The 21,789-nt window shown below is 38.8% G+C and carries 24 protein-coding genes; 15 read left to right on the top strand and 9 right to left on the bottom strand.

The window, feature by feature from the left end:
• The first annotated feature begins 79 nt into the window (after positions 1-79).
• The 7 genes from HBN50_RS07410 to HBN50_RS07440 all read left to right on the top strand — a co-directional run bounded on the left by HBN50_RS07410 (position 80) and on the right by HBN50_RS07440 (position 6,496).
• Positions 80-1,222: an ABC transporter substrate-binding protein gene (locus HBN50_RS07410; protein ID WP_273868986.1), complete on the top strand. Its 1,143-nt coding sequence runs from the start codon at positions 80-82 to the stop codon at positions 1,220-1,222.
• Between the two features lie 63 nt (positions 1,223-1,285).
• Positions 1,286-2,218: a branched-chain amino acid ABC transporter permease gene (locus tag HBN50_RS07415; RefSeq protein WP_273868987.1), complete on the top strand. Its 933-nt coding sequence runs from the start codon at positions 1,286-1,288 to the stop codon at positions 2,216-2,218.
• Complete coding sequence (locus tag HBN50_RS07420; protein WP_273868989.1) at positions 2,218-3,102, top strand: branched-chain amino acid ABC transporter permease; 885 nt, start codon at positions 2,218-2,220, stop codon at positions 3,100-3,102. The genes HBN50_RS07415 and HBN50_RS07420 overlap by 1 nt, the downstream gene beginning before the upstream one ends.
• Complete coding sequence (locus tag HBN50_RS07425; protein ID WP_273868990.1) at positions 3,099-3,884, top strand: ABC transporter ATP-binding protein; 786 nt, start codon at positions 3,099-3,101, stop codon at positions 3,882-3,884. Before HBN50_RS07420 ends, HBN50_RS07425 begins: the two co-directional genes overlap by 4 nt.
• Entirely contained in the window at positions 3,884-4,603 is a 720-nt protein-coding gene (locus HBN50_RS07430; RefSeq protein ID WP_273868991.1) for an ABC transporter ATP-binding protein, read from the top strand. Before HBN50_RS07425 ends, HBN50_RS07430 begins: the two co-directional genes overlap by 1 nt.
• A gap of 13 nt (positions 4,604-4,616) precedes the next feature.
• Complete coding sequence (locus tag HBN50_RS07435) at positions 4,617-4,823, top strand: hypothetical protein (protein WP_273868992.1); 207 nt, start codon at positions 4,617-4,619, stop codon at positions 4,821-4,823.
• 191 nt (positions 4,824-5,014) lie between these two features.
• Positions 5,015-6,496 (top strand): trypsin-like serine peptidase, encoded by a 1,482-nt coding sequence (locus HBN50_RS07440; protein WP_273868993.1) that lies wholly within the window; start codon positions 5,015-5,017, stop codon positions 6,494-6,496.
• 26 nt (positions 6,497-6,522) lie between these two features.
• On the opposite strand, the gene HBN50_RS07445 is transcribed toward HBN50_RS07440, so the two are convergent.
• From HBN50_RS07445 to HBN50_RS07480, 8 genes are read right to left on the bottom strand one after another with little or no spacing between them, the layout of a single operon-like run.
• Positions 6,523-6,708, bottom strand: a complete 186-nt coding sequence (locus HBN50_RS07445) for a hypothetical protein (protein ID WP_273868994.1) — start codon at positions 6,706-6,708, stop codon at positions 6,523-6,525.
• Between the two features lie 50 nt (positions 6,709-6,758).
• Positions 6,759-7,847, bottom strand: a complete 1,089-nt coding sequence (locus tag HBN50_RS07450) for an NAD(P)/FAD-dependent oxidoreductase (RefSeq protein ID WP_273868995.1) — start codon at positions 7,845-7,847, stop codon at positions 6,759-6,761.
• Positions 7,831-9,561, bottom strand: coding sequence for an AMP-binding protein (locus HBN50_RS07455; protein ID WP_273868996.1), 1,731 nt, complete (start codon positions 9,559-9,561; stop codon positions 7,831-7,833). The genes HBN50_RS07450 and HBN50_RS07455 overlap by 17 nt, the downstream gene beginning before the upstream one ends.
• A gap of 11 nt (positions 9,562-9,572) precedes the next feature.
• Positions 9,573-9,812: an acyl carrier protein gene (locus HBN50_RS07460; RefSeq protein ID WP_273868997.1), complete on the bottom strand. Its 240-nt coding sequence runs from the start codon at positions 9,810-9,812 to the stop codon at positions 9,573-9,575.
• Positions 9,809-10,351, bottom strand: a complete 543-nt coding sequence (locus HBN50_RS07465) for an isoprenylcysteine carboxyl methyltransferase family protein (RefSeq protein WP_273868998.1) — start codon at positions 10,349-10,351, stop codon at positions 9,809-9,811. Before HBN50_RS07465 ends, HBN50_RS07460 begins: the two co-directional genes overlap by 4 nt.
• On the bottom strand, positions 10,348-11,418 hold the full coding sequence (locus HBN50_RS07470) for a type III polyketide synthase (protein WP_273868999.1): 1,071 nt from the start codon (positions 11,416-11,418) through the stop codon (positions 10,348-10,350). The genes HBN50_RS07465 and HBN50_RS07470 overlap by 4 nt, the downstream gene beginning before the upstream one ends.
• Before the next feature lie 9 nt (positions 11,419-11,427).
• The gene (locus HBN50_RS07475; protein ID WP_273869001.1) at positions 11,428-12,009 is read right to left on the bottom strand and encodes a YceI family protein; all 582 of its coding nucleotides are present in this window, start codon (positions 12,007-12,009) and stop codon (positions 11,428-11,430) included.
• On the bottom strand, positions 12,006-12,803 hold the full coding sequence (locus HBN50_RS07480) for an NnrU family protein (protein WP_273869002.1): 798 nt from the start codon (positions 12,801-12,803) through the stop codon (positions 12,006-12,008). The genes HBN50_RS07475 and HBN50_RS07480 overlap by 4 nt, the downstream gene beginning before the upstream one ends.
• A gap of 127 nt (positions 12,804-12,930) precedes the next feature.
• Here HBN50_RS07480 and HBN50_RS07485 point away from each other — a divergent pair, with 127 nt between their 5' ends.
• The 8 genes from HBN50_RS07485 to HBN50_RS07520 all read left to right on the top strand — a co-directional run bounded on the left by HBN50_RS07485 (position 12,931) and on the right by HBN50_RS07520 (position 20,777).
• Positions 12,931-13,617: a response regulator transcription factor gene (locus HBN50_RS07485; RefSeq protein ID WP_273869003.1), complete on the top strand. Its 687-nt coding sequence runs from the start codon at positions 12,931-12,933 to the stop codon at positions 13,615-13,617.
• A 5-nt stretch (positions 13,618-13,622) separates the two neighbouring features.
• Complete coding sequence (locus tag HBN50_RS07490; RefSeq protein WP_273869004.1) at positions 13,623-15,350, top strand: sensor histidine kinase; 1,728 nt, start codon at positions 13,623-13,625, stop codon at positions 15,348-15,350.
• A 128-nt stretch (positions 15,351-15,478) separates the two neighbouring features.
• A complete protein-coding gene (lysS, locus tag HBN50_RS07495) occupies positions 15,479-17,065 on the top strand; it encodes a lysine--tRNA ligase (protein WP_273869005.1) in 1,587 nt (528 codons plus the stop codon).
• A gap of 135 nt (positions 17,066-17,200) precedes the next feature.
• Complete coding sequence (locus HBN50_RS07500) at positions 17,201-17,608, top strand: response regulator (RefSeq protein WP_273869006.1); 408 nt, start codon at positions 17,201-17,203, stop codon at positions 17,606-17,608.
• Positions 17,609-17,776: 168 nt separating this feature from the next.
• Positions 17,777-18,400 carry a hypothetical protein gene (locus HBN50_RS07505; protein WP_273869007.1) on the top strand — a complete coding sequence of 208 codons (624 nt, stop codon included), beginning with the start codon at positions 17,777-17,779 and terminating at the stop codon, positions 18,398-18,400.
• Positions 18,401-18,526: 126 nt separating this feature from the next.
• Positions 18,527-19,855 (top strand): aminopeptidase P N-terminal domain-containing protein, encoded by a 1,329-nt coding sequence (locus HBN50_RS07510; protein WP_273869008.1) that lies wholly within the window; start codon positions 18,527-18,529, stop codon positions 19,853-19,855.
• Positions 19,856-19,890: 35 nt separating this feature from the next.
• The gene (locus tag HBN50_RS07515; RefSeq protein WP_273869009.1) at positions 19,891-20,322 is read left to right on the top strand and encodes a hypothetical protein; all 432 of its coding nucleotides are present in this window, start codon (positions 19,891-19,893) and stop codon (positions 20,320-20,322) included.
• A gap of 8 nt (positions 20,323-20,330) precedes the next feature.
• Positions 20,331-20,777 carry a methylglyoxal synthase gene (locus tag HBN50_RS07520; RefSeq protein WP_273869010.1) on the top strand — a complete coding sequence of 149 codons (447 nt, stop codon included), beginning with the start codon at positions 20,331-20,333 and terminating at the stop codon, positions 20,775-20,777.
• Here HBN50_RS07520 and HBN50_RS07525 read toward each other — a convergent pair.
• The gene (locus HBN50_RS07525; RefSeq protein ID WP_273869011.1) at positions 20,774-21,751 is read right to left on the bottom strand and encodes a polyprenyl synthetase family protein; all 978 of its coding nucleotides are present in this window, start codon (positions 21,749-21,751) and stop codon (positions 20,774-20,776) included. The genes HBN50_RS07520 and HBN50_RS07525 overlap by 4 nt on opposite strands.
• Positions 21,752-21,789 lie beyond the last annotated feature (38 nt).

Genomic DNA, 21,789 nt, shown 5'->3' on the forward strand with positions numbered 1-21,789 from the left:
ATTTCTAAAGAGAAAACCTTTACAAAGCAATCTCCCTTTCCTAAACTTTATATGTTTTAAACATCCAAGGAGAGGGAAAATGAGAAAGTTTTTAGGGAAAACTCTTTTATTGTCATCGCTGCTAATGCCTTCAATTATTGGTCAAGCGCATGCACAAGAGAAAGAAACTGAAATTAAAATCGGAACTGTTTTTGCTATGACAGGTGGCATTGCTACTTATGGTCAAGAAAGCTTAAACGGAATCAAGCTTGCGCTAAAAGACATCAACAAAAAAGGTGTTCTTGGAAAGAAAATTAAAATCATTAGCGAAGATAACAGAAGTGAGCCGACTGATGCGGCTTCAGCAGTAAAAAAACTTATTGAAGTTGATAAAGTATCAATCGTTATTGGCTCTGTTGCTTCAACAAATACACTCGCTGGTGCACCTATTGCACAGAAAGCACAAATTCCTCTTCTTACTCCCGCTTCGACAAATGAGAAAGTCACACAAGTTGGAAACTTTGTTTCAAGAACTTGTTTCACTGACGAATTTCAAGGTGTCGTTATGGCGAAATTTGCAGCAGAAAATCTTAAAAAGAAAAAAGCCGCTATCATCATCGACACTTCTTCAGACTATTCAAAAGGTCTAGCTCGTGTCTTCAAAAAAGAATTTACAAGACTTGGTGGAGAAATCATTCCTGATGAGTTCTCTTACATTCAAAAAGACACAGACTTTCGCTCACTTCTAAGAAAAGTAAAAAGAAGAAAGCCTGATGTTATTTTTCTACCAGGATACTATACAGAAGCAGGTCTTATCCTAAAGCAAGCTCGTAGTATGGGAATTGATCTTCCATTCCTTGGTGGTGACGGATGGGACTCTCCAGACCTTCAAAAACTTGCAGGAGATGCTGTTAAAGGTAACTACATTAGTTCTCACTTTGCAGCAGATGATAGTGATAAACTCGTTCAGTCGTTTGTAAAAAACTACACAGCAACTTTTGGTAACAAGCCAGGGGCCATGGCCGCTCTTGGATACGATGCCATTCTCGTTGTAGCCGATGCTCTTAAAAGGGCCGGTTCAACAGATCCTAAGGCCCTCAATGCCGCGATTGCTGCGACAAAGGGTTTTCAAGGAGTCACTGGACTCATTACAATTGACTCAAATAGAAATGCTAGAAAGAGTGCTGTTGTTCTCGAAACAACTCCTGCCGGAAACATCTTCAATTCTAAAGTTAATCCATAAAAAAGACATCCTCAAAAGGGCGAGTTCATAACTCGCTCTTTTGTCAATTGATAGGAGATCAATGTGACTGGAGAAGAGATTCAATTCTTTTTTTACGATCTATGCCAATTCCTACTTAACGGAATTGCTCAAGGTAGTATCTACGCCCTCATTGCCCTTGGTTACACCATGGTTTATGGGATCATTAAATTAATCAATTTCGCCCACGGTGAATTCTATATGATCGGAGCTTTTATTGGCTATTACATATGCCGATATCTTATCTCCGTCGATATGGACCCAGCGCTGGCGCTTTTAATAGGTCTTCCACTTGCCATGATTGGAAGTGGAACCATTGCTGTCATTGTCGAAAAACTTGTTTATAGACCAATTCGTGGCCACGGACGCATTACTCCCCTGATTACCGCACTAGGTGCTTCCCTCTTTTTTCAATACCTAGGACAAGGAACAGTAGGAGCGGAACCTAAGGCCTTCCCAAGCCTCATCTCATCGGATGGAATTGGTTTTTTTGATGACAATATTTTTATTTCCTATGTTCAAATACTCATTATGGCCCTGACTCTTTTAATCATGACTTTTCTATGGTGGCTTGTTACCCACACTAAAATAGGAAAGGCAATGAGAGCGACAAGTTATAATAGAAACGCAGCTGAACTTATGGGTATTGATACAGATAAAGTTATTAGTTTCACATTCTTCTTAGGTGCTTCCCTTGCGGGAGCAACCGGTGTTCTCGTTGGAATGTATTACAACACAGTTGAACCGATGATGGGACTCATTCCAGGTCTAAAGGCCTTCATCGCCGCCGTCCTTGGCGGAATCGGAATTATCCCAGGCGCTGCCCTTGGTGGACTCGTGCTCGGAATTGCTGAAAACCTCGTCGTTGGTTTTTGGATTTCTACTTATCGTGATGCTGTTGCCTTTGCCATCCTCATTCTCATCCTGCTAATTAAACCGGCCGGACTACTAGGGAAAAACGTTAAGGAGAAAGTTTAATGAACTTAGAATATATTGCTCACCTGGCAGCGATCTCAGGAATCTTTATCATCCTCGCTGTGAGCTTGAATTTAATTAATGGAATCTGCGGAGAGCTCTCTCTTGGTCACGCTGGTTTTTGGGCCGTTGGTGCCTATGTTGGTGGCGCCTATGGTGTTTTTATGCCACTGCCAATTCCAGACTTTATGAACCTTTTTATTTCTTGTGGTCTAGGCTTTGTCGGCGCGGCTCTTGCTGGACTTGTTATTGGTGTTCCTTGCCTGCGTCTTCGAGGCGACTACTTGGCCATTGCCACCCTGGGCTTTGGGGAGATCATACGAATCATCATTATGAATATGGATATTGTTGGAGGACCTAGAGGTCTTACGGGAATTCCAAAATGGACCAATCTTCCCCTACTTTATTTCATCATTGCCCTAACGGTTATTTTCATGGCCAATCTCATTCGTGGAACTCATGGCCGTGCCATCATCAGTATTCGTGAAGATGAAATTGCAGCTGACTGTATGGGAATTTACACTTTCAAATACAAAACCCTTGCCTTTGTCATTGGCGCTGGGTTTGCTGGTGTTGCTGGAGCACTATACGCTCACTATCAAGAATTTATTAGTCCAAACTCATTCACATTTATGTGGTCAGTTATTATTTTGATTATGGTTATTCTTGGTGGTCTTGGTTCAATTTCAGGATCTATTGCTGGAGCAATTATCTTAACTGTACTGCCGGAGTTGTTACGTTTCTTTGGAGAGACAATCTCCCAGTGGCGTATGCTCATTTACTCAGTACTTCTTATTGTTCTCATGCTTGCAAGACCAAAGGGAATTTTTGGTAAAAAAGAATTTAACCCTCTCGCACTCTTTCAAAAGAAAGGAACAAATTCATGAGTTCTGTATTACAAACAAATAATATAACAATGCGCTTTGGTGGTCTGGTTGCCGTCAACAATTTTAAAATGGATATTGGTGCCAATGAATTGGTTGGGATTATCGGGCCTAATGGTGCGGGAAAGACAACGATCTTTAACATGATTACTGGCGTCTATACACCAACGGAGGGAGATGTTCTTCTAGATGGGAAATCGATTGTTGGTGAGCACGTGGCCCACATTACACAAAAAGGAATTGCCAGAACATTTCAAAATATTCGTCTCTTTAAAGACCTAACGGTTCTCGACAATATCAAACTCGCCTGCCACTACAGAACTGAGTACAACCTTCTCCAATCTATATTTAGAACAAGGAAGTATCACTCTGAAGAGGAGCGTATTGAAAAAGAGGCCATTGAACTTTTAAAGATCTTTGGACTTGAGAGTAAACTCCATACGCTCGCAAAAAACCTCCCTTACGGAGAGCAGCGACGACTAGAGATCGCCAGGGCCCTTGGAACAAAACCAAAAGTCCTTCTTCTCGATGAACCGGCAGCTGGGATGAACCCAAAAGAGACGGCCGATCTAACAAAACTTATTCGTTGGGTTCGCGACACATTTAATATTGCAATTCTTCTTATTGAACACGACATGAAACTCGTTATGGAAGTTTGTGAGAGAATCTATGTGGTTGATCATGGCGAAGAAATTGCTGTGGGTGGGCCAAAAGATATTCAAAACAATCCAAAAGTTATTGAGGCCTATCTAGGAACAAGTGATGAAGAGGAGTTGGAGGCATAATGAGTACACCATTATTAGAAGTTAAAGGAATGCATGTTCACTATGGAAATATTCATGCCATCCACGGAATTGATCTCCATATTAATGAAGGTGAAATCGTCACGATTCTCGGTTCCAATGGAGCGGGAAAGACGACAACACTTCACACAATTTCAGGCCTGTTAAAACCAAGTTCAGGACAAATACTTTTTAAAGGCGCACCCATAGAAAGCCTCAAGGCCTTTGAGATTGTTAAGAAAGGTATTGCTCAGTCACCAGAAGGAAGAATGGTCTTTCCCGATCTTACGGTAAAGGAAAACTTAGAAATGGGTGCTTATCTTCGTGATGATCATGAGCAAATAAAAAAAGATTACGAGTATATGTTCAAGCTCTTCCCTCGTCTTGAGGAAAGAAGTAAACAATTGGCAGGAACACTCTCTGGAGGAGAGCAACAGATGGTTGCCATTGCTAGGGCCTATATGAGTCGCCCTCAGCTTCTGCTACTCGATGAACCAAGTCTTGGGATCGCGCCAATTCTCGTACAAAATATTTTCTCAGCAATTAAAGAAATTAATAAGCATGACAAAATGACAATACTTTTAGTTGAACAAAATGCCTTTGCGGCCTTGAAGATCGCTCACCGTGGTTATGTTTTAACCACTGGAGAAATCGCTATGCAAGGTGATGCAAAAGAATTAATATCAAATGAAGAAATTCAAAAGGCATATTTAGGTCATTAAGATAGGAGTAATCATGAATATTACTTTTGATCAAGCTGTTGAGCTGTTAAAAAACGCAGTTAAGTACTCAACGATTGAAAACCAAAAGCACCTTGACCTCTCACTCGTCAACGCACCAGAGAGAGTAAAATATCAAGAGGCCCTCATGGTCGTTCAATCAGCTGTCAAGCGCGGAGAAATCTCTGATCAAGAATTAAAAAGTCTACTAGGTCTAGTTTAAAACTAGACCTTAGTAGGTGTCACTTTGTCCTAATTTTCTCTAATTCACTAAAAAATCATTCATATTCGTCTCATTTTGCTGTTAGAAACTAAGAGTTTTATTCACTCTTCATATCCTTTTTACTCAATTATCATTTTAAGTGAGTTTTGATCCATGAAAGGATCGTTAACTAAAAAAAAGGGAGCAAGGGAATGACCAAAAGACATGGAGTTCTTCTCGTTTTACTACTAACCCTCTTCTCTTGTGGAAAAAAGGACCACACGGAAAACTCGGCAAAACTAATGAATTCAAGCATCATTATTGGAAGCTTGGATTGGAAAGAAGTGACGACCCTCTTAGAGACAGATATTAAAAGAGTAAAGTCAAAGGCCGTGGCCACAATCGATCTGCCCGCTATGGGTTCACGTTGTACAGGTTTTCTTATTAGTGAAGATCTCCTTATGACAAATCATCACTGCATTCCAACACCGGCCCACGCAAGTGGTGTAACGGCAACATTTAATCGCTTACACGGCGTTTCTGCAACAGAGTACATCCCCTATGATTGTTCTGAATTTGTTCTTAACAATCAGGCATTGGATTTTGCAATTCTTCGCTGTACGAGTTCACCTGGTCTTGAATACAACACAGTAGAGTTAGCAACACAAGAAGTCTCTGTTGGAGAGCCAATCTATGTCGTTCAACAAAATTGCGATTACTACAATCAACGCTCTTGTAACTGGACAAAGAAATTTAGCGAAGGACAAATCACAGAAGTTGCATCGATCTACGCCCACAATGCCGACACACTTGGAGGAAGCTCAGGAAGCCCTGTTCTAAGTCAAAATTCAAATACTGTTGTCTCAATTCATAATGCAGGATCAGGTAATAATGGTATGGGTCGAGGCTTTATGAACTACAGTGTGCCAATGAGCAAAATCACAAGTTTTCTTCAAAGCGCACACCCAGATATATATGCACAGATAATAAGTGATGATGCAGATACTGATCCCAGGCCAAGTGAACCAACAGATCCAAGCGATCAAAGCAACACATCAATGAGTAGTGCTCTTGTTCTTACCAAAGAAAGAGAAACTCATTCAATGAGTATCAACTCGAGTGGAGAAAAACGCTACTTCAAAATGATTATTACTGGGCCAACACCCCTGGAGGCCACTCTTTCATTCACTCATTCCCAAGGTGATCTCGACTTGGCCCTCGTTAGTGAAAGTGGCGAGAAGATTAAGGTTTCACAAGGAACAAAAGATAGTGAATCAATTTCAAATGAACTCGAAGCTGGGACATACTTCTTAGTTGTCTACGGCTACTCTAGTGCAACTGGAAAATTTAGCTTAACAACAAAAGTTGAAACTCAAAATCCGACAAGTAACGACACGATGGAAAGCGCTAAAAAAATAAAATCTCCATCTATAACAAGCGCGAGCATAGAATCAGGAGTTGATCTCTACTACAAAGTTGATATAGGGATTAGTGCCAATGCTACTTTAGAATTTGTTCATGCCAATGGCGACTTAGATCTCTTCGCGCTTGATGCAGCAGGAAATGTGGTAAGAAAAAGTGAGGGAATTAAAAATACAGAGTCTATTACCCTTACGCGCTCATCTAATATTCGCTACCTCGTCGTCAAAGGATACAACGGAGCAGCAGGTGATTTCAAGCTATCATTAAATTAAAAAAAGGCTCCCAATGGGAGCCTTTTCTAATCTTTGATGACAGTATATTCAGCTTCAAAAACATCCGACTGATTAGCATTCTTATAACCATTCTTTGGCCCAGGTGTCGTTTTTTCAAAAGTTTTAGACAGGAGATAATAGCGAACACCATAACGGATGAGACGATAGATACAATAGAAAATAACAAACTTTACAAGACCTGCAAGAAACATAAATTCTCCTTGGAAGGAGATTACTTGATTTCCTACTTTTCGGCAAACCTTTAGGAAAATTGACGCTTCAAATAAGTATAAAACATCGAAATCTTTGAGAAAAAGAGTTCGCCAAGAAGACTTGTGCGAGAATAATTAGAAGAGAAAAAGAGCATAAACTCACAGCCTAACCTATAAATAAAAATGTTTAATGAGCTTAAAAAAAGATAGCTTAAAAGACTTCTTGAGCCAGTTAAATGACTTGCAAGAGAGCGCGCCTGAGAGAGACCTAAACTAACGCCTTCACCAGTGATCCCATCTTTAAATTGACAAGCATCACCGACAAAGTAAACCCCCTCTTTTCTAAGGACAGGAGACCTGCTTAGAGGGCCAAGAACTTTGAAATCTAAGAGTGATCTTCTCGAGTTCAGACCTAGTCCTAGTCTCAAAAACTCATGTTCAAATAATTGATAGAGTGATTCTTTATTCTTTAAAAATTCTTTGTGATTCGCATTTTCTTGATGCCAAAGAAAACAGAATTCAACTTGATCCTTCGATACAGGAGTTAAATAACATTCAATCTGCTCATGATAAAACACGTGAACCCGCCCTAGTTCTTTTTCAACGACAAAATGCTCTCTTGCACCAAATCGCTTTAAAGATGATTTATTCAAAACCCCAAGTAGGCGTCTCATACTTGAATTAATTCCATCGGCAGCGATAAGTTGATGATAAGTAATCTCTCTTATCCTCTGATCTTGACTAATTTTTATTTTCTTAGAATGTAGATCAACACTTCTTACAAGTGAGGATTCAAGAAGTGTCACTCCCATTAATCTTGCTTTTAAGTACAATTCATTTGAAAGATCACTTCTTTTAATTCCCCTAAATTTTGATCCGGCCTTTAAAAGAAAATCTCTTTCTTTAAAATGAATTTGTATTCCTTCAAGACTAAGACCAAGATTTTTTATTCCAACTTCCTCTAAACACGAAACACCTTTTGGAAGAAGTCCTTGGCCACAAACTTTATCCTTTGGCCATGAGCTCTTCTCGATGACACAGACACTTTGGTTGGGAGACAAAGTCTTTATATAAATTGAAAGATAAAGCCCAACAGGACCCCCTCCAACAATGACAATCAAATTAGGATCGCTTGTCATAGGCCATCTTCTTTTTTAATGGATAAAATACAAAGAGTTTAAAAAGGGCAATATACTTAGAAAAGAAATCTACAACGGGCCCTCCTTCTAACGATAAATACTTTCCACTCTCATAAAGCTCCTTGGCCTTTACACGCATAAGCTTGCCTGAACTTGTACGAGGAAGAGAAGATTTTTTAAAGACGTGAATTTCACTAACTGTCAGTGCCACTTCTTTTAGAACATCTTTTTTTATTTCATTTTTTAAGTTCGAAAGACCCTTGTCACTCATGGAATGAGCTTGTTCTAGAAAGACAATAATTTCTTCGCTGTCTTTTTGATTCTTTGTTGAGCTGAAGGCCATCACAGTTCCTTCACGAACACCAGGAATCTTCGAAGCTACTTGCTCGATTTCTACAGGATCTATATTGCGACCGTTAATAATGAGGACTTCTTTTTTCCTCCCTAAAATAAAGAGTTCTCCCTCATAGAGAAGGCCAAAGTCACCTGTTCTAATTCTCCCAAACGAGTCGCGCTTTACATTTGCACACATTGAACTTCCAAAAAAGGCCACCTCGCCAACATGAGCTTCACCAAGAGACTCTCCACAATCATCTAAGATCTCTATTTGAGTTCCTTCCACCGGAAATCCAACACTAAATAGCTCTCGTCCATGATCAGTAGCGATGGCGATTTTATCAACTTTAAGGGCGGCCTCATCAAAGTACTTTGCTTTGGCTACAGAGCTTGCCTTAGAAAATGTCGCAGCAAGAGTATTTTCGGCAAGTCCATAAACGGGAGTAAAGGCGAGCTCACTCAGTCCGTATGGAGAAAAAAAACGATAAAACTTAGAATAGGTTTCATTGCTTATATGCTCGGCCCCACACATGAGAACGCGAAGGCTAGACAGGTCGACTCCCTCATAATCACTTTCTTTAAATCGTTTTGAAAGAAGACCAAGCGAAAAATTAGGCGCCACACTGACAGTGGCCTTCATTTTAGAGATGGCCTTAAACCAAAGTGAGGGGCAGGCCAAAAACTGAGAAGGTTCAATAAGTGTGAGAGAAGCCTTTGCATAGATGGCACAAAGAAAACCACCAACAAGGCCCATATCATGGTACAAAGGGAGCCAACTCACGCAACTCTCGCTCGTTCCTTCCTTAATATTAAGCGCTTTAATAATGGCCTTAATATTGGCATAAAGAGCAGAAAATGGAATTTCAATTGGTCTAGGACTTCCGGTTGAGCCAGAAGAGAATTGAATAAAGGCGATTTCCTTATCATTAATTTCAATTTCTTTAAGAGAAAAAGAGCTAGGATAAGATTCAAACGAATCAATCTCTTTTAAAGACACTGAAAAATGCTCAATAGGCAATGAATTACCCGTCATTTTTAAAATATCGTGCAAGATGAGAAAACGGGCGTCTACTTCTTTCAAACAGTGCTTCGTTTTTTCTAGCCAAAAATCAATTTTTCCTAGCCTAATAGGAGGATAAAGAAAAGTTGGAGTGGCGCCGATCTTCCAAAGAGCAAAGAAAGTCGCAACAAGTTCTAGACTAGTTGGGAACATCAAAGCGACAACATCACCTTTTTTAATTCCCCTATTTTTAAAATCTGTCTCCAAGTAATGAATCGACTGAATAAGACTAGAATAAGAGTAGGAATTGACGCCTTTTTTAGAATAAAAGTGAATTTTTCGCTCATTGTCTTTATGCCAATTTAGTATAGAGAACATGACAGGCCCTTTTAAATCGATTTTTTTATTAAACTAACAATATCTCCCACCGTTTGCGGTGGATCGAAGGTATCTTCAATTACCATTTGAAAGTGATTTTCTAGGGAGCTTAAAAGAGTGAGTTGATTAATCGAATCTAAAAAAAGATCATCAATGAGTTTTGATTGCTTAGAAATCTCTAAACTGCTATCAACGAGACACTCGTTCTTTAAAATCTTTTCTACAATATTAAAAATTTCAGTTTCGCTCATGAAGGATTTCCTTTTCCATTATAGAGACTTGCTCTTTCATAATATAATTTATTTTCCACACTGATTCTATGAAAGACAAAGAAGAGATTTAAAAGCGAAAAGACACCTGCAGTAAAATAGAGTTCAAAGGCCAGTGGAAGGGCAACAAACTCTAAAATGACACCTAAATAATTAGGATGGCGAATAACTTTATAGACACCACTAGCAATGGGCATCGCCCCTTTCATATCGATTACCTTAGTACACCATCTCCCCTTTAATTCAGTAATGGCCAGATAGCGAAAGAGTTGACCAAGAAAAAAGAAAAAGATAAATGGTGCAAAAATAACGATATCGAATTGAACGACTTTCATATTGAATTCGACTAGAAGAGAAACAAACCAAAGGGTATGCAGGGCCATCATAAAAGGAATATCCTTTTTATAAATCACCTCCCCTCCACTTGCGATCATCGATTTCTCATTTTTCTTTGATAAACGTAATTCAAATAATCTTTGAATCACTGTGGCAAGGAAGATGACATAAAATAGAACGATCATGAATCTCTCCAAATAAAATGAGACAGCTCAACACAAAAGGCCGGCCCCATAGCAAGAGCAAGACAGTCTTCTCCATCATTTTTAACTGAGCGAGAAAAGAATTCTTTAAGAACAAATAAAACGGAAACAGAACTAAGATTGCCATATTCTTTTAATGTTTCATAACTCAGGCACAAAGCTTCCTGAGAAAGTCCCAGTCCCTCAACAAGTGCCCCAAGAACCTTTGGACCTCCAGGGTGAGCAATATAGTGGCGAATCTGATCCTTTGAAAGATTTTGATCAATTAAAAACTCATTTACCACAGGAGGGACCATTTCTTTAGAGATCGTAGGAACATCACTACTTAAAACAACTTTCATTCCTGAGTTTACAAAGTCCCATCCCATCACTCTTTCAGTATCAGAAAAGACCTCACTTCTCGATCCTTGGTAATCAAGCCCTGGGCGATTTGCCAGAGGGTGTTCGTCACCGACAACTAAAACACAAGCGAGTCCATCTCCAAAGAGACCACTTGAAATGATATTGGCCATACTCAAGTCTTCTTTTTGCATTGTTAAACTGCAAAACTCGATTGAAAGAAAAAGGGCCGCACTCTTAGGTGATCCTTTTAAGAAATCACATACTCTGTTTAAACCAGCTATTCCCGCCAAACAACCTAATCCAAAGATTGGTAGACGAATCGTACTTCTTTTTAGACCAATCTCATTTATGATGATTGATTCAATCGAAGGAACACTTAATCCCGTTACACTATTGCTACAAAAGAGATCGATAGAATCAGTATCAACGCCAGAATTTTCAATGAGCTTAGTAACAAGTTTTGGTGCAAGCCTTCTAGCAGCTTCTTGCCAAGCATTGTTCTTATCTTCAAAAGTATCGAGAGTTTTATATCTTGATAGTTCAACAGGAAAATAGCGCTTTCCCACACTAGTATTTTCAAAGATCTTTTCAATCCGATCGAGATTAAAATACTTCTCTTTCCAAAGATCTTTTAAAACATCGAAGACTTCTTTTTGATCGTATTCGTGTTCACTTAAAAGAGTTTCCACATGGATTATTTTTGGCATAATTTCCTCTTAATGTTGAAAGTGAAATCTAATTGTAATTTCATCAGAAAGTTTAGCTACGGCAATACTAGGGTCTGGAATGGAAAGTTCTTTTAAGCTAAAGAGTCCCGATCCAGAAATTTCATAACGTCCTTTTTCAAGTTCATTTATTTTAAGAGTCAATTTAACTCTTTTTGACTCTCCCCTTATGTTGAGAGTCCCCTCAACTATGTGCTCTTTCCCATTAAAAAGAACCTCATCCGTGATAACAAGACTAATCGTTGGATGATCTTTTTTTGCCAGACAAAAGTTATGCAATTTTTCATCGCGACTTTCACTATTAGTGTCCATCATCTCGACGGGAAATTCAACTTTCATATTCTTAGAAGAAATTAGATCTCCCCTTTTTGAAATGACTGCCTCAGTGTTAAATTTTTTAACATGACCGATAACCTTATCAGACCAAAGACCTATTTTAGTTGAGACGACTTGAAACTCTAGAAAATTAGAACTCTCTTTCGCCTTTTCAAAATCTTTGAATTCATATTCTTTCGCACTCGTCCCTAGACAAAGGAGAACAATCCCAAATGACAAGAAAATTATATTTTTCATAAACGCTCCTCTACCTTCCATTTTAAAGGAAAGACTTTTGAAATTTCATTGTAAAAAGGAATCATCGAGACTTCTTTTTTGTATTCTTGAAAAAGTTTCGACTTTTGCAATCTCTTTTCTTTAAGAAGCATCCCTACATAAAGATAAACACTCCAATAAACGCTTAAAATTAATTGATCCAAGCTCATTGAAGGTCTAATCCAAATCATTAGAAAAAATGATATCAAAATTGGATGTCTCATATAGCGATAAGGACCTTGAAAGGGCTTAATTTTTTCATAATTTTTCTTAAAGACGTAACTTGTCCACTGAGCGATACCAGCATGGTGAAAAAGTCCAGAAAAATGCAGTGATACACCCATAAAAAGCCAACTCAACAACATAAAGAAGATCACTATGACTTGGCCTGGGCCAAAGTGAAAATTCCAAACCATTGCTGAGCTCGAATTCCAAAAGAAATACATTAAAATAAGGGTACTCGTTGCATGAAAACTATAAACACTCATAAATATTTTAGCTGGAAAAATTTTAGCAACCCACTTTCTTGGCCCTTTCTCCAAGAGCAGGCTGTGGGGAAGAGTAAAGAGTGTCAAAAGAGACAGATTCACAATCCACTGTCTACTACTTAGAACACCTTGATTCATCCAAGGTAATAGTTGATTCAAAAAGAGAAAAAGACCTGCGATGGCAACGAAGTAGAAGGCCGTAACAAGGAGACCAAAAATAAAGATGAGAGCTCGCCCTGAAATGAGTGCACGCTTTTGATTTTTGCTCTTTTCTATTGTTTGACTCATGATTTTCTCCTTCACTAGAGATATCATCGCAAATAAAGATGAATTTTCGCTAATCCCAAGATGAAGATTTGATGAAATCTAAAAAACCTTATGTTTTCAAGGTGATATATAATGGTAAACTATCTTTATGAAACTTTTAATTATTGAAGATCAGGAAAAATTGGCCCATTTTCTCATAAAAGGGCTCAAAGAAGAAGGCCACGTCGTTGAATATGCTCCCGATGGAGCGAAGGCCATTGAATTTACAAAAACCCATCAATTTGATGTGATTATCAGTGATATTATGATGCCCTACATCGATGGTATGACATTTCTAAGCTCTCTTAGAAGTTATGATAAGAAAACGCCAGTTCTCTTTTTAACGGCAAAAGATGATATCGATAGCAAGTTGAAGGCCTTTAGAGAGGGAGGTGATGATTACCTAACCAAGCCCTTTGCCTTTGAAGAATTGCTGGTTCGTATCGAGGCCCTCGCTAGAAGATCGATTAACGATATTAGTGAAAAAAGAGAAGAACAATACCTTGTTCACGATAATCTGAAAGTTAGTATTGATTCACATAAAGTCTATTTGAATGAAGAGATCATTGAATTAACAAAAACTGAATTTGATTTACTCGTTTATTTACTTCAAAGAATTAACAAAGTCGTTACACGCTCTCAATTTCTTGAAAATGTAAAAGGCTACAATTTTGATAGCGCCACCAATATTGTCGATGTTCATATAAAATCACTTCGTAAGAAGATTGATCAGGGAAGAGAGAACTCCCACATCAAAACGATTCGCGGCTTAGGCTATATGATCGAGCAGGATTAATACTTATGCGAAAACTTCAGCTTTTTATTTACTCACTTATTCTCTTCATTATCTTCTATGGCATCAAGCACTATGGCCATATTAATGAAGCCAGTATTCAAGCAGAGTTTTATCGTGAAAATTATAAAAAGCTCATTCTCACCCGCTCCCAGATAGAAAGACACTTCGAACACATCTATCTTGGACTTAGATCAATTAGTGTCTCACTAAACTCCCCTTCAGAAGTTAAATATCGAAAAGAGCTCTATGAGAGTCTCTATGCTAATCTTGAAGAGAAGACGAAAATTTCTGAAATGTACTACACTCCCGTTTCTACCGATTTCAATCAATGGGATGATTCGACAAAGCTTCCTCGAGGTATCGTTAAATTTGAAAACGAACAACACCACGAGCACGAAGAAAAGGCCCACAAAAGCGATCACGGTAGCAGTGAAGTTGAAATCTACGAAATGAATGACATAAAAAAGCAATTGTCATTTTTTAAAGAAAAATTCCCAAAGTCTAACTCCTTTGAAAAACTCGACTACCCTGCAACCAGTGGAGATGAACTCATCACTTGTGACAATACTAAGAGTGAGAGCCCCCATTTTGATAAAATTAGAACAGATGATCGTCTCGGTATTATCTACTCAATTCCAACTTATGATAAACGAGGTGAACTTCATGGAATTTTATCGGCAGTCATTAAAATAGACTCCCTTATAAAAATCTTTGATGGACCATTTTTCACTCTTACACGACCTGATTCTTCGTTTAATCTCGATTTAACTAAGCTTGGACAATGGTCAAAAAAAGAAGAGCAGTATTTTTTCTATACCGACAAAGTTAATATCCACGACAATCGCCCATGGCACCTAGAAATGAAAATTCCAATGACCATCTATCAAAAATCTCCTTTTTACAAAGAGATTAAGCGCGGAGAGCATATAAAGATTGTCTTTGCCGTTGGCATTTCCATTCTCTTTGTCATTACCTTCTTTTTACGATCGGGAATCGAACAGCAGCGCGATCTCAATAAAGAACTACAAGAAGAAATAGAAAAAAGGCGCCAATCCGAAGAACGCCTCGCTCAATTTACAAGTGATGCCTCTCACGAACTTCGAAGCCCTCTGGCCGCTATTCGCGGCGAGGCCGAAGTTGCCCTTCGAAAGGATCGCCAAGCACAAGAGTACAAAGAAACCATTCAACAAAATCTCGAGAGTGCTATAGAGCTTCAAGAAATTCTCGATCATCTGATGATGCTTGCCCGCTTTGACAAAAATAAGGCCAGTGAAAATCTAGAGACTCTTCATGCAAAAACTATTTTTGATGAACTCAATTCCATTTATCAAACACAATTGGAAGATAGGTTTCATTTTGAAGGCGACAATATTAATTTTCTAGGCCACGAGAAATCTCTTTATATGGCCTTTAAAAATATTATTGAAAATGCCATCAAATATGCTGGTCCCGAGTGCCAACTGACTATGACATGTAAAAAATCAAATGGAACAATCAATTTTAGTTTTGTTGATAATGGTCAAGGAATGAGTGAAGAAGTTCTCTCCAAGGCCATCGATCGATTTTATCGAGATGACAAGACAAAACATTTGGCCAAAGGATTTGGACTAGGCCTTAGTCTTGTCCACAAAATCGCAAAAAGTCACGACGGGAATCTTGTTCTTAAGAACTCTACGCCAAAGGGGCTCATTGTCGAGCTTACAATTAGAGATTACTTACATTCACAGAGCTAGGGCCGATAAATTCTTTAGAGGCCCTCTGATTATATGAATCAAATAATTTACTCATAGCATTTTCCCTGTTAAAATCGCCCTTTGTAACCCCTATTTAACTATAAATAACATTCATAAATGAGGTCGAAATGACTGAACAAACGAAAAAACCACTCATTCACTGGGCCGATATTACGGCCGACCGTATCATTCGCCAAAAAGGTGATAAAGACTCTTACGTCGTCGCTAGTGGAATTACACCTTCTGGTGTTGTTCACTTTGGTAACTTCAGAGAGGTCATTACTGTTGATCTCGTGGCAAGAGCTCTAAGAGAGCGCGGTAAAGAAGTTCGTTTCATCTTTAGCTGGGATGACTACGACACATTCAGAAAAGTGCCACTCAATCTTCCAAAACAAGATGAACTGAAAGAATATCTCTTTCAACCAATCGTCGATACTCCAGATCCATATGGAGAGCACGAATCATATGCTGCTCACCACGAGCATTCATTCGAAGCACAACTAAAGAAAGTTGGAGTTGCGGTTGAGCCAATTTATCAAGCAAAGAAATATCGCGCCGGTGATTACAAAGAACAGATTAAGCACGCTCTCAATAAGAGAATTGAAATTAGAGATATCCTAAACCAATACCGTACAACTCCTTATGGAGATGACTACTATCCAGTTTCAGTCTACTGTGAAAAATATAAAACAGATCAGACAACAATCACAGGGTGGGACGGAGAGAGCATTCTAACTTACAAGCACAATGAAACTGGCCATGAAGGTAAGATCGATCTCAATGACACTTCTCTAGCAAAACTTCCATGGCGAGTTGACTGGCCAATGAGATGGGCGTTTGAAAAAGTTGATTTCGAACCAGGTGGGAAAGACCACTCTTCTCAAGGAGGATCTTTTACAACGGCAAAAGACATTGTAAAGATCTTTGACTGGGAAGCACCAATCTATGTGCAATACGACTTTGTTTCTATCAAAGGTCTCGGTGGAAAGATGAGCTCTTCTAAAGGGAACCTCATCACAGTTAACGATGTCCTAAAGATCTATGAGCCAGAAATGCTAAGATGGATCTTTGCCTCATATAAAACAAATGTTGATTTCGCAGTAAGCTTCGATCTCGATGTTTTAAAAACGTATGAAGACTTTGATCGCCAAGAAAGACTTGCTTATGGTGTTGAAACAGGAAACGAAAAAAAGGTCAACATGGCCAAGAGAGTTCTCGAACTTTCACAAATTGGTGAAATGCCAAAAGAGTGCCCAATTCAACCATCATTTAGACACCTTTGTAACGTTCTTCAGATTAATGAAGGAAATATTGAACAAACAAAGAAGGCCTATGAAGCCGATATTAAAAATGATAGAGATCTTCGTCGTTTTAATGAGCGCTCAAATTGTGCCCTCTTCTGGCTAGAAAACCATGCTCCAGAAGAATTTAAGTTCCAAGTTAATAAAGAACGTCCACAAGTTGAAACAGATGAGCTACAAGAGAAGTTTCTTGCTGAATTTGCTCAATATATCGAATCAGATGAGTGGAGCGAACTAGAGTCGGACAAAGATCTTCACGAAAAAATGTATGAAATCATCCATGCTGTTGAAATCACGCCAGCAGATGCCTTTTCTATTCTCTACAAGATCTTAATCTCTAAAGAGAAAGGGCCAAAACTGGCCGGATTTATTCGCACTATCGGTCGCGATAAAGTACTCAACCTCATCAAATAATAAAGCCCCCAAGATCTTGAGATTACTCAGATCTTGGGGCTTTTTATAATCTTGATTCATTCTTAATTAAATATTTTGGCCCAAGATTCGATAAAATCTTAAGTAAATCATTTTCAATTACTTTGAGAGGCCTAAGTGAAGACATTAAAAATTCTAATTGCTGAAGACGAATCGATGCTAAGTGAGTTTTATCAAGAATTTTTAGAAGATTACTTCTCTCAATTTTTTGAAATACAATTTGATATTTACGATAACGGAATGGAGGCCCTTAATACTTCATTCAACGAAAAATATGATCTCATCATTAGTGATGTAAACATGCCTTATATGAACGGTCTCGACTTCACAAAGAAATTAAAGTCCGCTTCAAACCCTAATTCAGAGACACCACTGATCCTCATCACAGCTGTCCCTCAGGCGCTCAACTTTACTCAAGACAATCTTTGTTATGTCATGAAAAAGCCTATGGATCCGAGCCGTTTTGAAAAAGTTTGTAAAATTATTCTTGCTGAGGATATCAAAGCAGCTCAAAAAGCTGCTTAATCCAGGGACAAACTGCGCCCCATAGTCAAGAAATCTCGCAAAAAGTAAATTTGTTTTCTTACAAATTATTACAAACAGCGCCTTTTTTTGAAAATATCACCACCTCTCCTAGTCTTATGGTCAGCTCTTTTCTATTTTGAACTTAAGCAACCAAAAAGGAGAGACCACATGATGAAAGCATTAGTAACAGGAATCGTTTTAGCAGCTTCAACATACGCAAGTGCTAATTGTACAGCTAGACTAGAGTCGAGAACAGGTGCAGTAATCGACACATATAGAGCTTATAATTGTCGTGACGCTAAAAGAGAATGTAACAGAGATCTTGCAAGAAGGAGCAGGAGGGGTACAGATAGAGGCCTAAGGTGTGTTTCAAATGGCGATTACAACCCATATCCAACTCCATCACTTGATTACTGTACAGTTAATTTAAGAAGAGGAAATGGAAATATTATTGATTCTTTCATCGGTGAAGCCTACTCACAAAGAGAAGCTTGTCGTGAAGCGCAAAGAGAATGTGAAAGAGACCTAGATCGTAGACAGAGAAATGGAAGAAATCCAAGAGCATACTGTGACGGTAACGGAAGAGATAATGGTAACCCTGACTACGGTCAACGTGTTACAAGAACTTGTACTGTAGAGAGATACAACTACAGAACAGGAAGATTTGTTGATTATCACACTGCAACAGTTACTGGTAGACGTGGAACTGGTGTTGAGGCCAAGGCCTGTCAAGAAGCTCTTCAAGACTGTAACTACTCTTCAGGGTTTTACCAAAGCTGTCGTCAACTTTAATAACAAGACGCGACATACTCAGACAACACTTATATCATCTAAGGGCCCAAACTGGGCCCTTTTTCAATTCTTACCAATGTGTATTTAACGTGATAATTTAGTTAAAAATACAAAAACGGAGTAAGAATGCTTACAACAGATTTCAAAAAAAGAAGAGAAACACTCAATGATATGATCGCCAAAGGAATCGCCATTATTCCTTCAGCAGAGTTAGTGACAAAAAGTAACGATACAGAATTTCCTTTTCGCCAAAATAGTAATTTCAAATATCTTACAGGATACCCTGAGCACGATGCCATTTTAGTACTCACAACTTATCCAGAAAAAAAACAGATCCTCTTTGTCAGAGAGCGCGATCCTTTTATGGAAATGTGGACCGGACGAATCATAGGCCCTGAACGTGCTCTAGAGATGACGGAAGTTGATGAGACCTACCCGATCAATGAATTTGAAAAGCGCATTGGCGACTACCTCGTTGGTCATGAGTCTCTCTATATGGATATGTTTGATAACACGGACCTCTTTATGAACGTTCGCAAAGTTTGTCAGGGGCTCTTTAAAAAGAAGAGAACAAAAGAAACGGCACCTCCACTTAATTTCTTTCATCTTAATCCATTCATTGAAAAAATGCGCTTAATCAAAGATCAAACAGAAGTGCAATTTATGAAGCTTGCGATGGAAGCAACAAACAAGGCCCATCGTGCGGCCATGGCCTTTGCAGCACCTGGAAAAACAGAAAAGCAGGTCGAGGCCTTAATGCAATATATATTCAATAAAGACCGCTCAGAAGGAAATGCCTACGACAACATTGTCGCCGGTGGCGATAATGCCAATATTCTTCACTATATTGAAAATAATCAAGAGCTAAATGATGGTGATCTTCTGCTTATCGATGCAGGGAGTGAGCTTAACCTTTATGCTACAGACATCACCAGAACCTTCCCTATCAATGGAACATTCACTGGTATGCAAAAAGAAGTGTACTCAATTGTCCTTGAAGCGCAAAAAGCATCACTTGCAAAGTCAAAGATTGGTTCATCACTAAAGACAATTCACGAGCAGTCTTGTCGTGTTTTAGCGCAAGGTCTTATTGACTTAAAAGTCCTCGATCAAACACTTGAACAAGCACTAGAGACACAAAGCTTTAGAGAGTTCTATCCACACGGAACAGGGCACTGGCTCGGACTTGATGTCCATGATCAAAACCCTTACCAAACAGATGAATTTGAAGAAACGAAATTCGAGCAAGGAGTCATCTTCACAGTCGAGCCAGGTCTCTATTTTCCTAAATCTAACGCAAAAATTCCAAGTGAATTGCGCGGAATTGGTGTTAGAATAGAAGATAATATTCTTATCACAGATAAGGGTTACGAGAACCTTTCAAGCATGATCCCTAAAGAGATTAAAGATGTTGAACTCGCTTGCAAGGAAGATTATCGCGACTTCATTCTATAATTGTTTTGGTGGTGAGAAACTTAAGGGAGATTGCATTGAAATATTTTATCTCATTTTTTCTACTTCTAAGCATACAGGCGAGTGCTCAGTACTATAAAGTACGTCACCAAAGCTGCAACTTAAAAGTCTATGAAAAAACAAACGACAATGCCCTTCTCTATCAACAATTTATCGATTTACTTAAAGAGAGGAACTACAATGTTTCTCTCTTTAATAACGAAAAAGAAATTCGACCAGGGGATCTCTACGCAAACCTAACCCAAATCATTCGAGGTACAGGTTTCAAAGAGTGCTATGTTGAGGTTGAAATCCTTAAAGCAAAGAATAATTTTCCCGCGGCGGATGATAAATCAATGTTCAAAGAATATGTCTTAAGAAAATTCCCTAGACATTCCCCTAGTGCGAAAGATCGCTGTAAGATGGCCTTTAAAGATATTTCATTTCGCGTACCGACTTGTACGAAATAGGAATTAATATGAGTACAATGAACGAGCAGAAGAAAATAGCCCTCGTTGCCCACGACCAAAGAAAGAAAGACCTTATTAATTGGGTTAATCGCCACAAAGAAAAGCTTAAACACCACCAACTTTTTGCCACTGGAACAACTGGTGTACAAATTGAAAAAGAAACGGGACTTAAAGTCATCAAGTATAAAAGTGGGCCAATTGGAGGAGATCAACAATTAGGGGCCGCGATTGTTGAAGAGAGGCTCGATGTTCTTGTATTTTTTTGGGACCCTCTTACTTCCCAGGCCCACGACCCAGATATCAAGGCACTCTTGAGAGTTGCCACTCTTTGGAACACGGTTCTCGCTTGTAATGAAGCAACTGCCGACTTTGTCGCTGAAAGTGAGATGCTTAGAAAACCTTATAAAAAAGATCTCCACTTAGTTTGGAATTACACAAGAGATAGAAAAATCTAAAATTTTCTCTTTGCGAGATATTCTAGAATCTTTAAAAGAGGAAGTTTGGCCTGCTCGTAGTGAGCACTACCTGCTTCATCAAGATCAAGTTTTTCTTTCATTGAATCAAGTAGCTCTCTGGCCTCTCTTAGAAGATCAAGCGCTCTATTTTCAACGATTGTACAAGACTCGGCGATATCACTTGAATCAAAGACCTGGGCCATAGATTCTCCGGCCTCAAACTTCGCTTTCGCCTCTGGGTGAGACTCGAGCCACTCGAAGAGAACGGAATTGATAATGCCGTTTTGAACATCTAATAAACTATCTTTCTTTGAGTCTTTAGAAAAATCTAAGGTATCGTCCATCAACTGAAATGCAACTCCAACTTTCTCACCAAAAGTCTTTGCATCCCTTTCCAATTCAGATCCCTTCTGTGCCTTATAAGCACCTACCCAACAGCACCAACCCATAACACTTGCCGTTTTTTTCATAGCAATCGTTTTGATTAATTCACGAGTATATTTTTTTGAACCTGAGGCATCAAGCTGTATCCACTCACCTTCGGCAAGGGCCTGAATGACGAGACTCATATTTTGAACAATTGTCAGATCACCTTTATGAGCAAGAGTATAAATGACATCTGCAAGAAGATAATCTCCAGCGAGAACTGCCTTTTGATTCGAAGCTAGCGCATTAATTGAAGGCTCGCCACGACGTGTACTCGCATCATCAACAACATCATCATGAGCTAGACTTGCAGCATGAACTAACTCAATGGCCTTTGCAAAAGGAGAAAGCTCACTCGCACTAACCTGAAATAGGTTACCCATCAAGTAAGTAAGAAGAGGACGAAGTCTCTTTCCACCGACAAGAACAGACTGTTGAAGAAGTTCTTCAATGGCCTTGTTGCAGTTTTCAGACTCAATATCAAGATTTAAGTCTTGAACTTCATCGAGGACACTTTCTGGAATGGATGCTAAAAAATCTTGAAACATAAATAATTTCTAACGAGTTAATGATGTAATATTGGAAA

This window comes from Halobacteriovorax sp. GB3 (assembly GCF_028649655.1).
Taxonomy (GTDB): Bacteria; Bdellovibrionota; Bacteriovoracia; order Bacteriovoracales; family Bacteriovoracaceae; genus BSW11-IV.

Bases quoted from the DNA above. Each gene is read 5' to 3' on its own strand.
- HBN50_RS07520 (WP_273869010.1), top strand. From the start codon at position 20,331: ATGAGTACAATGAACGAGCAGAAGAAAATAGCCCTCGTTGCCCACGAC.
- HBN50_RS07445 (WP_273868994.1), bottom strand. From the start codon at position 6,708: ATGTTTCTTGCAGGTCTTGTAAAGTTTGTTATTTTCTATTGTATCTAT.
- HBN50_RS07475 (WP_273869001.1), bottom strand. From the start codon at position 12,009: ATGAAAAATATAATTTTCTTGTCATTTGGGATTGTTCTCCTTTGTCTA.
- HBN50_RS07425 (WP_273868990.1), top strand. From the start codon at position 3,099: ATGAGTTCTGTATTACAAACAAATAATATAACAATGCGCTTTGGTGGT.
- HBN50_RS07525 (WP_273869011.1), bottom strand. From the start codon at position 21,751: ATGTTTCAAGATTTTTTAGCATCCATTCCAGAAAGTGTCCTCGATGAA.
- HBN50_RS07410 (WP_273868986.1), top strand. From the start codon at position 80: ATGAGAAAGTTTTTAGGGAAAACTCTTTTATTGTCATCGCTGCTAATG.
- HBN50_RS07450 (WP_273868995.1), bottom strand. From the start codon at position 7,847: ATGACAAGCGATCCTAATTTGATTGTCATTGTTGGAGGGGGTCCTGTT.
- HBN50_RS07440 (WP_273868993.1), top strand. From the start codon at position 5,015: ATGACCAAAAGACATGGAGTTCTTCTCGTTTTACTACTAACCCTCTTC.
- HBN50_RS07420 (WP_273868989.1), top strand. From the start codon at position 2,218: ATGAACTTAGAATATATTGCTCACCTGGCAGCGATCTCAGGAATCTTT.
- HBN50_RS07430 (WP_273868991.1), top strand. From the start codon at position 3,884: ATGAGTACACCATTATTAGAAGTTAAAGGAATGCATGTTCACTATGGA.
- HBN50_RS07485 (WP_273869003.1), top strand. From the start codon at position 12,931: ATGAAACTTTTAATTATTGAAGATCAGGAAAAATTGGCCCATTTTCTC.
- HBN50_RS07460 (WP_273868997.1), bottom strand. From the start codon at position 9,812: ATGAGCGAAACTGAAATTTTTAATATTGTAGAAAAGATTTTAAAGAAC.
- HBN50_RS07490 (WP_273869004.1), top strand. From the start codon at position 13,623: ATGCGAAAACTTCAGCTTTTTATTTACTCACTTATTCTCTTCATTATC.
- lysS (WP_273869005.1), top strand. From the start codon at position 15,479: ATGACTGAACAAACGAAAAAACCACTCATTCACTGGGCCGATATTACG.
- HBN50_RS07505 (WP_273869007.1), top strand. From the start codon at position 17,777: ATGATGAAAGCATTAGTAACAGGAATCGTTTTAGCAGCTTCAACATAC.
- HBN50_RS07465 (WP_273868998.1), bottom strand. From the start codon at position 10,351: ATGATCGTTCTATTTTATGTCATCTTCCTTGCCACAGTGATTCAAAGA.
- HBN50_RS07470 (WP_273868999.1), bottom strand. From the start codon at position 11,418: ATGCCAAAAATAATCCATGTGGAAACTCTTTTAAGTGAACACGAATAC.
- HBN50_RS07455 (WP_273868996.1), bottom strand. From the start codon at position 9,561: ATGTTCTCTATACTAAATTGGCATAAAGACAATGAGCGAAAAATTCAC.
- HBN50_RS07435 (WP_273868992.1), top strand. From the start codon at position 4,617: ATGAATATTACTTTTGATCAAGCTGTTGAGCTGTTAAAAAACGCAGTT.
- HBN50_RS07510 (WP_273869008.1), top strand. From the start codon at position 18,527: ATGCTTACAACAGATTTCAAAAAAAGAAGAGAAACACTCAATGATATG.
- HBN50_RS07480 (WP_273869002.1), bottom strand. From the start codon at position 12,803: ATGAGTCAAACAATAGAAAAGAGCAAAAATCAAAAGCGTGCACTCATT.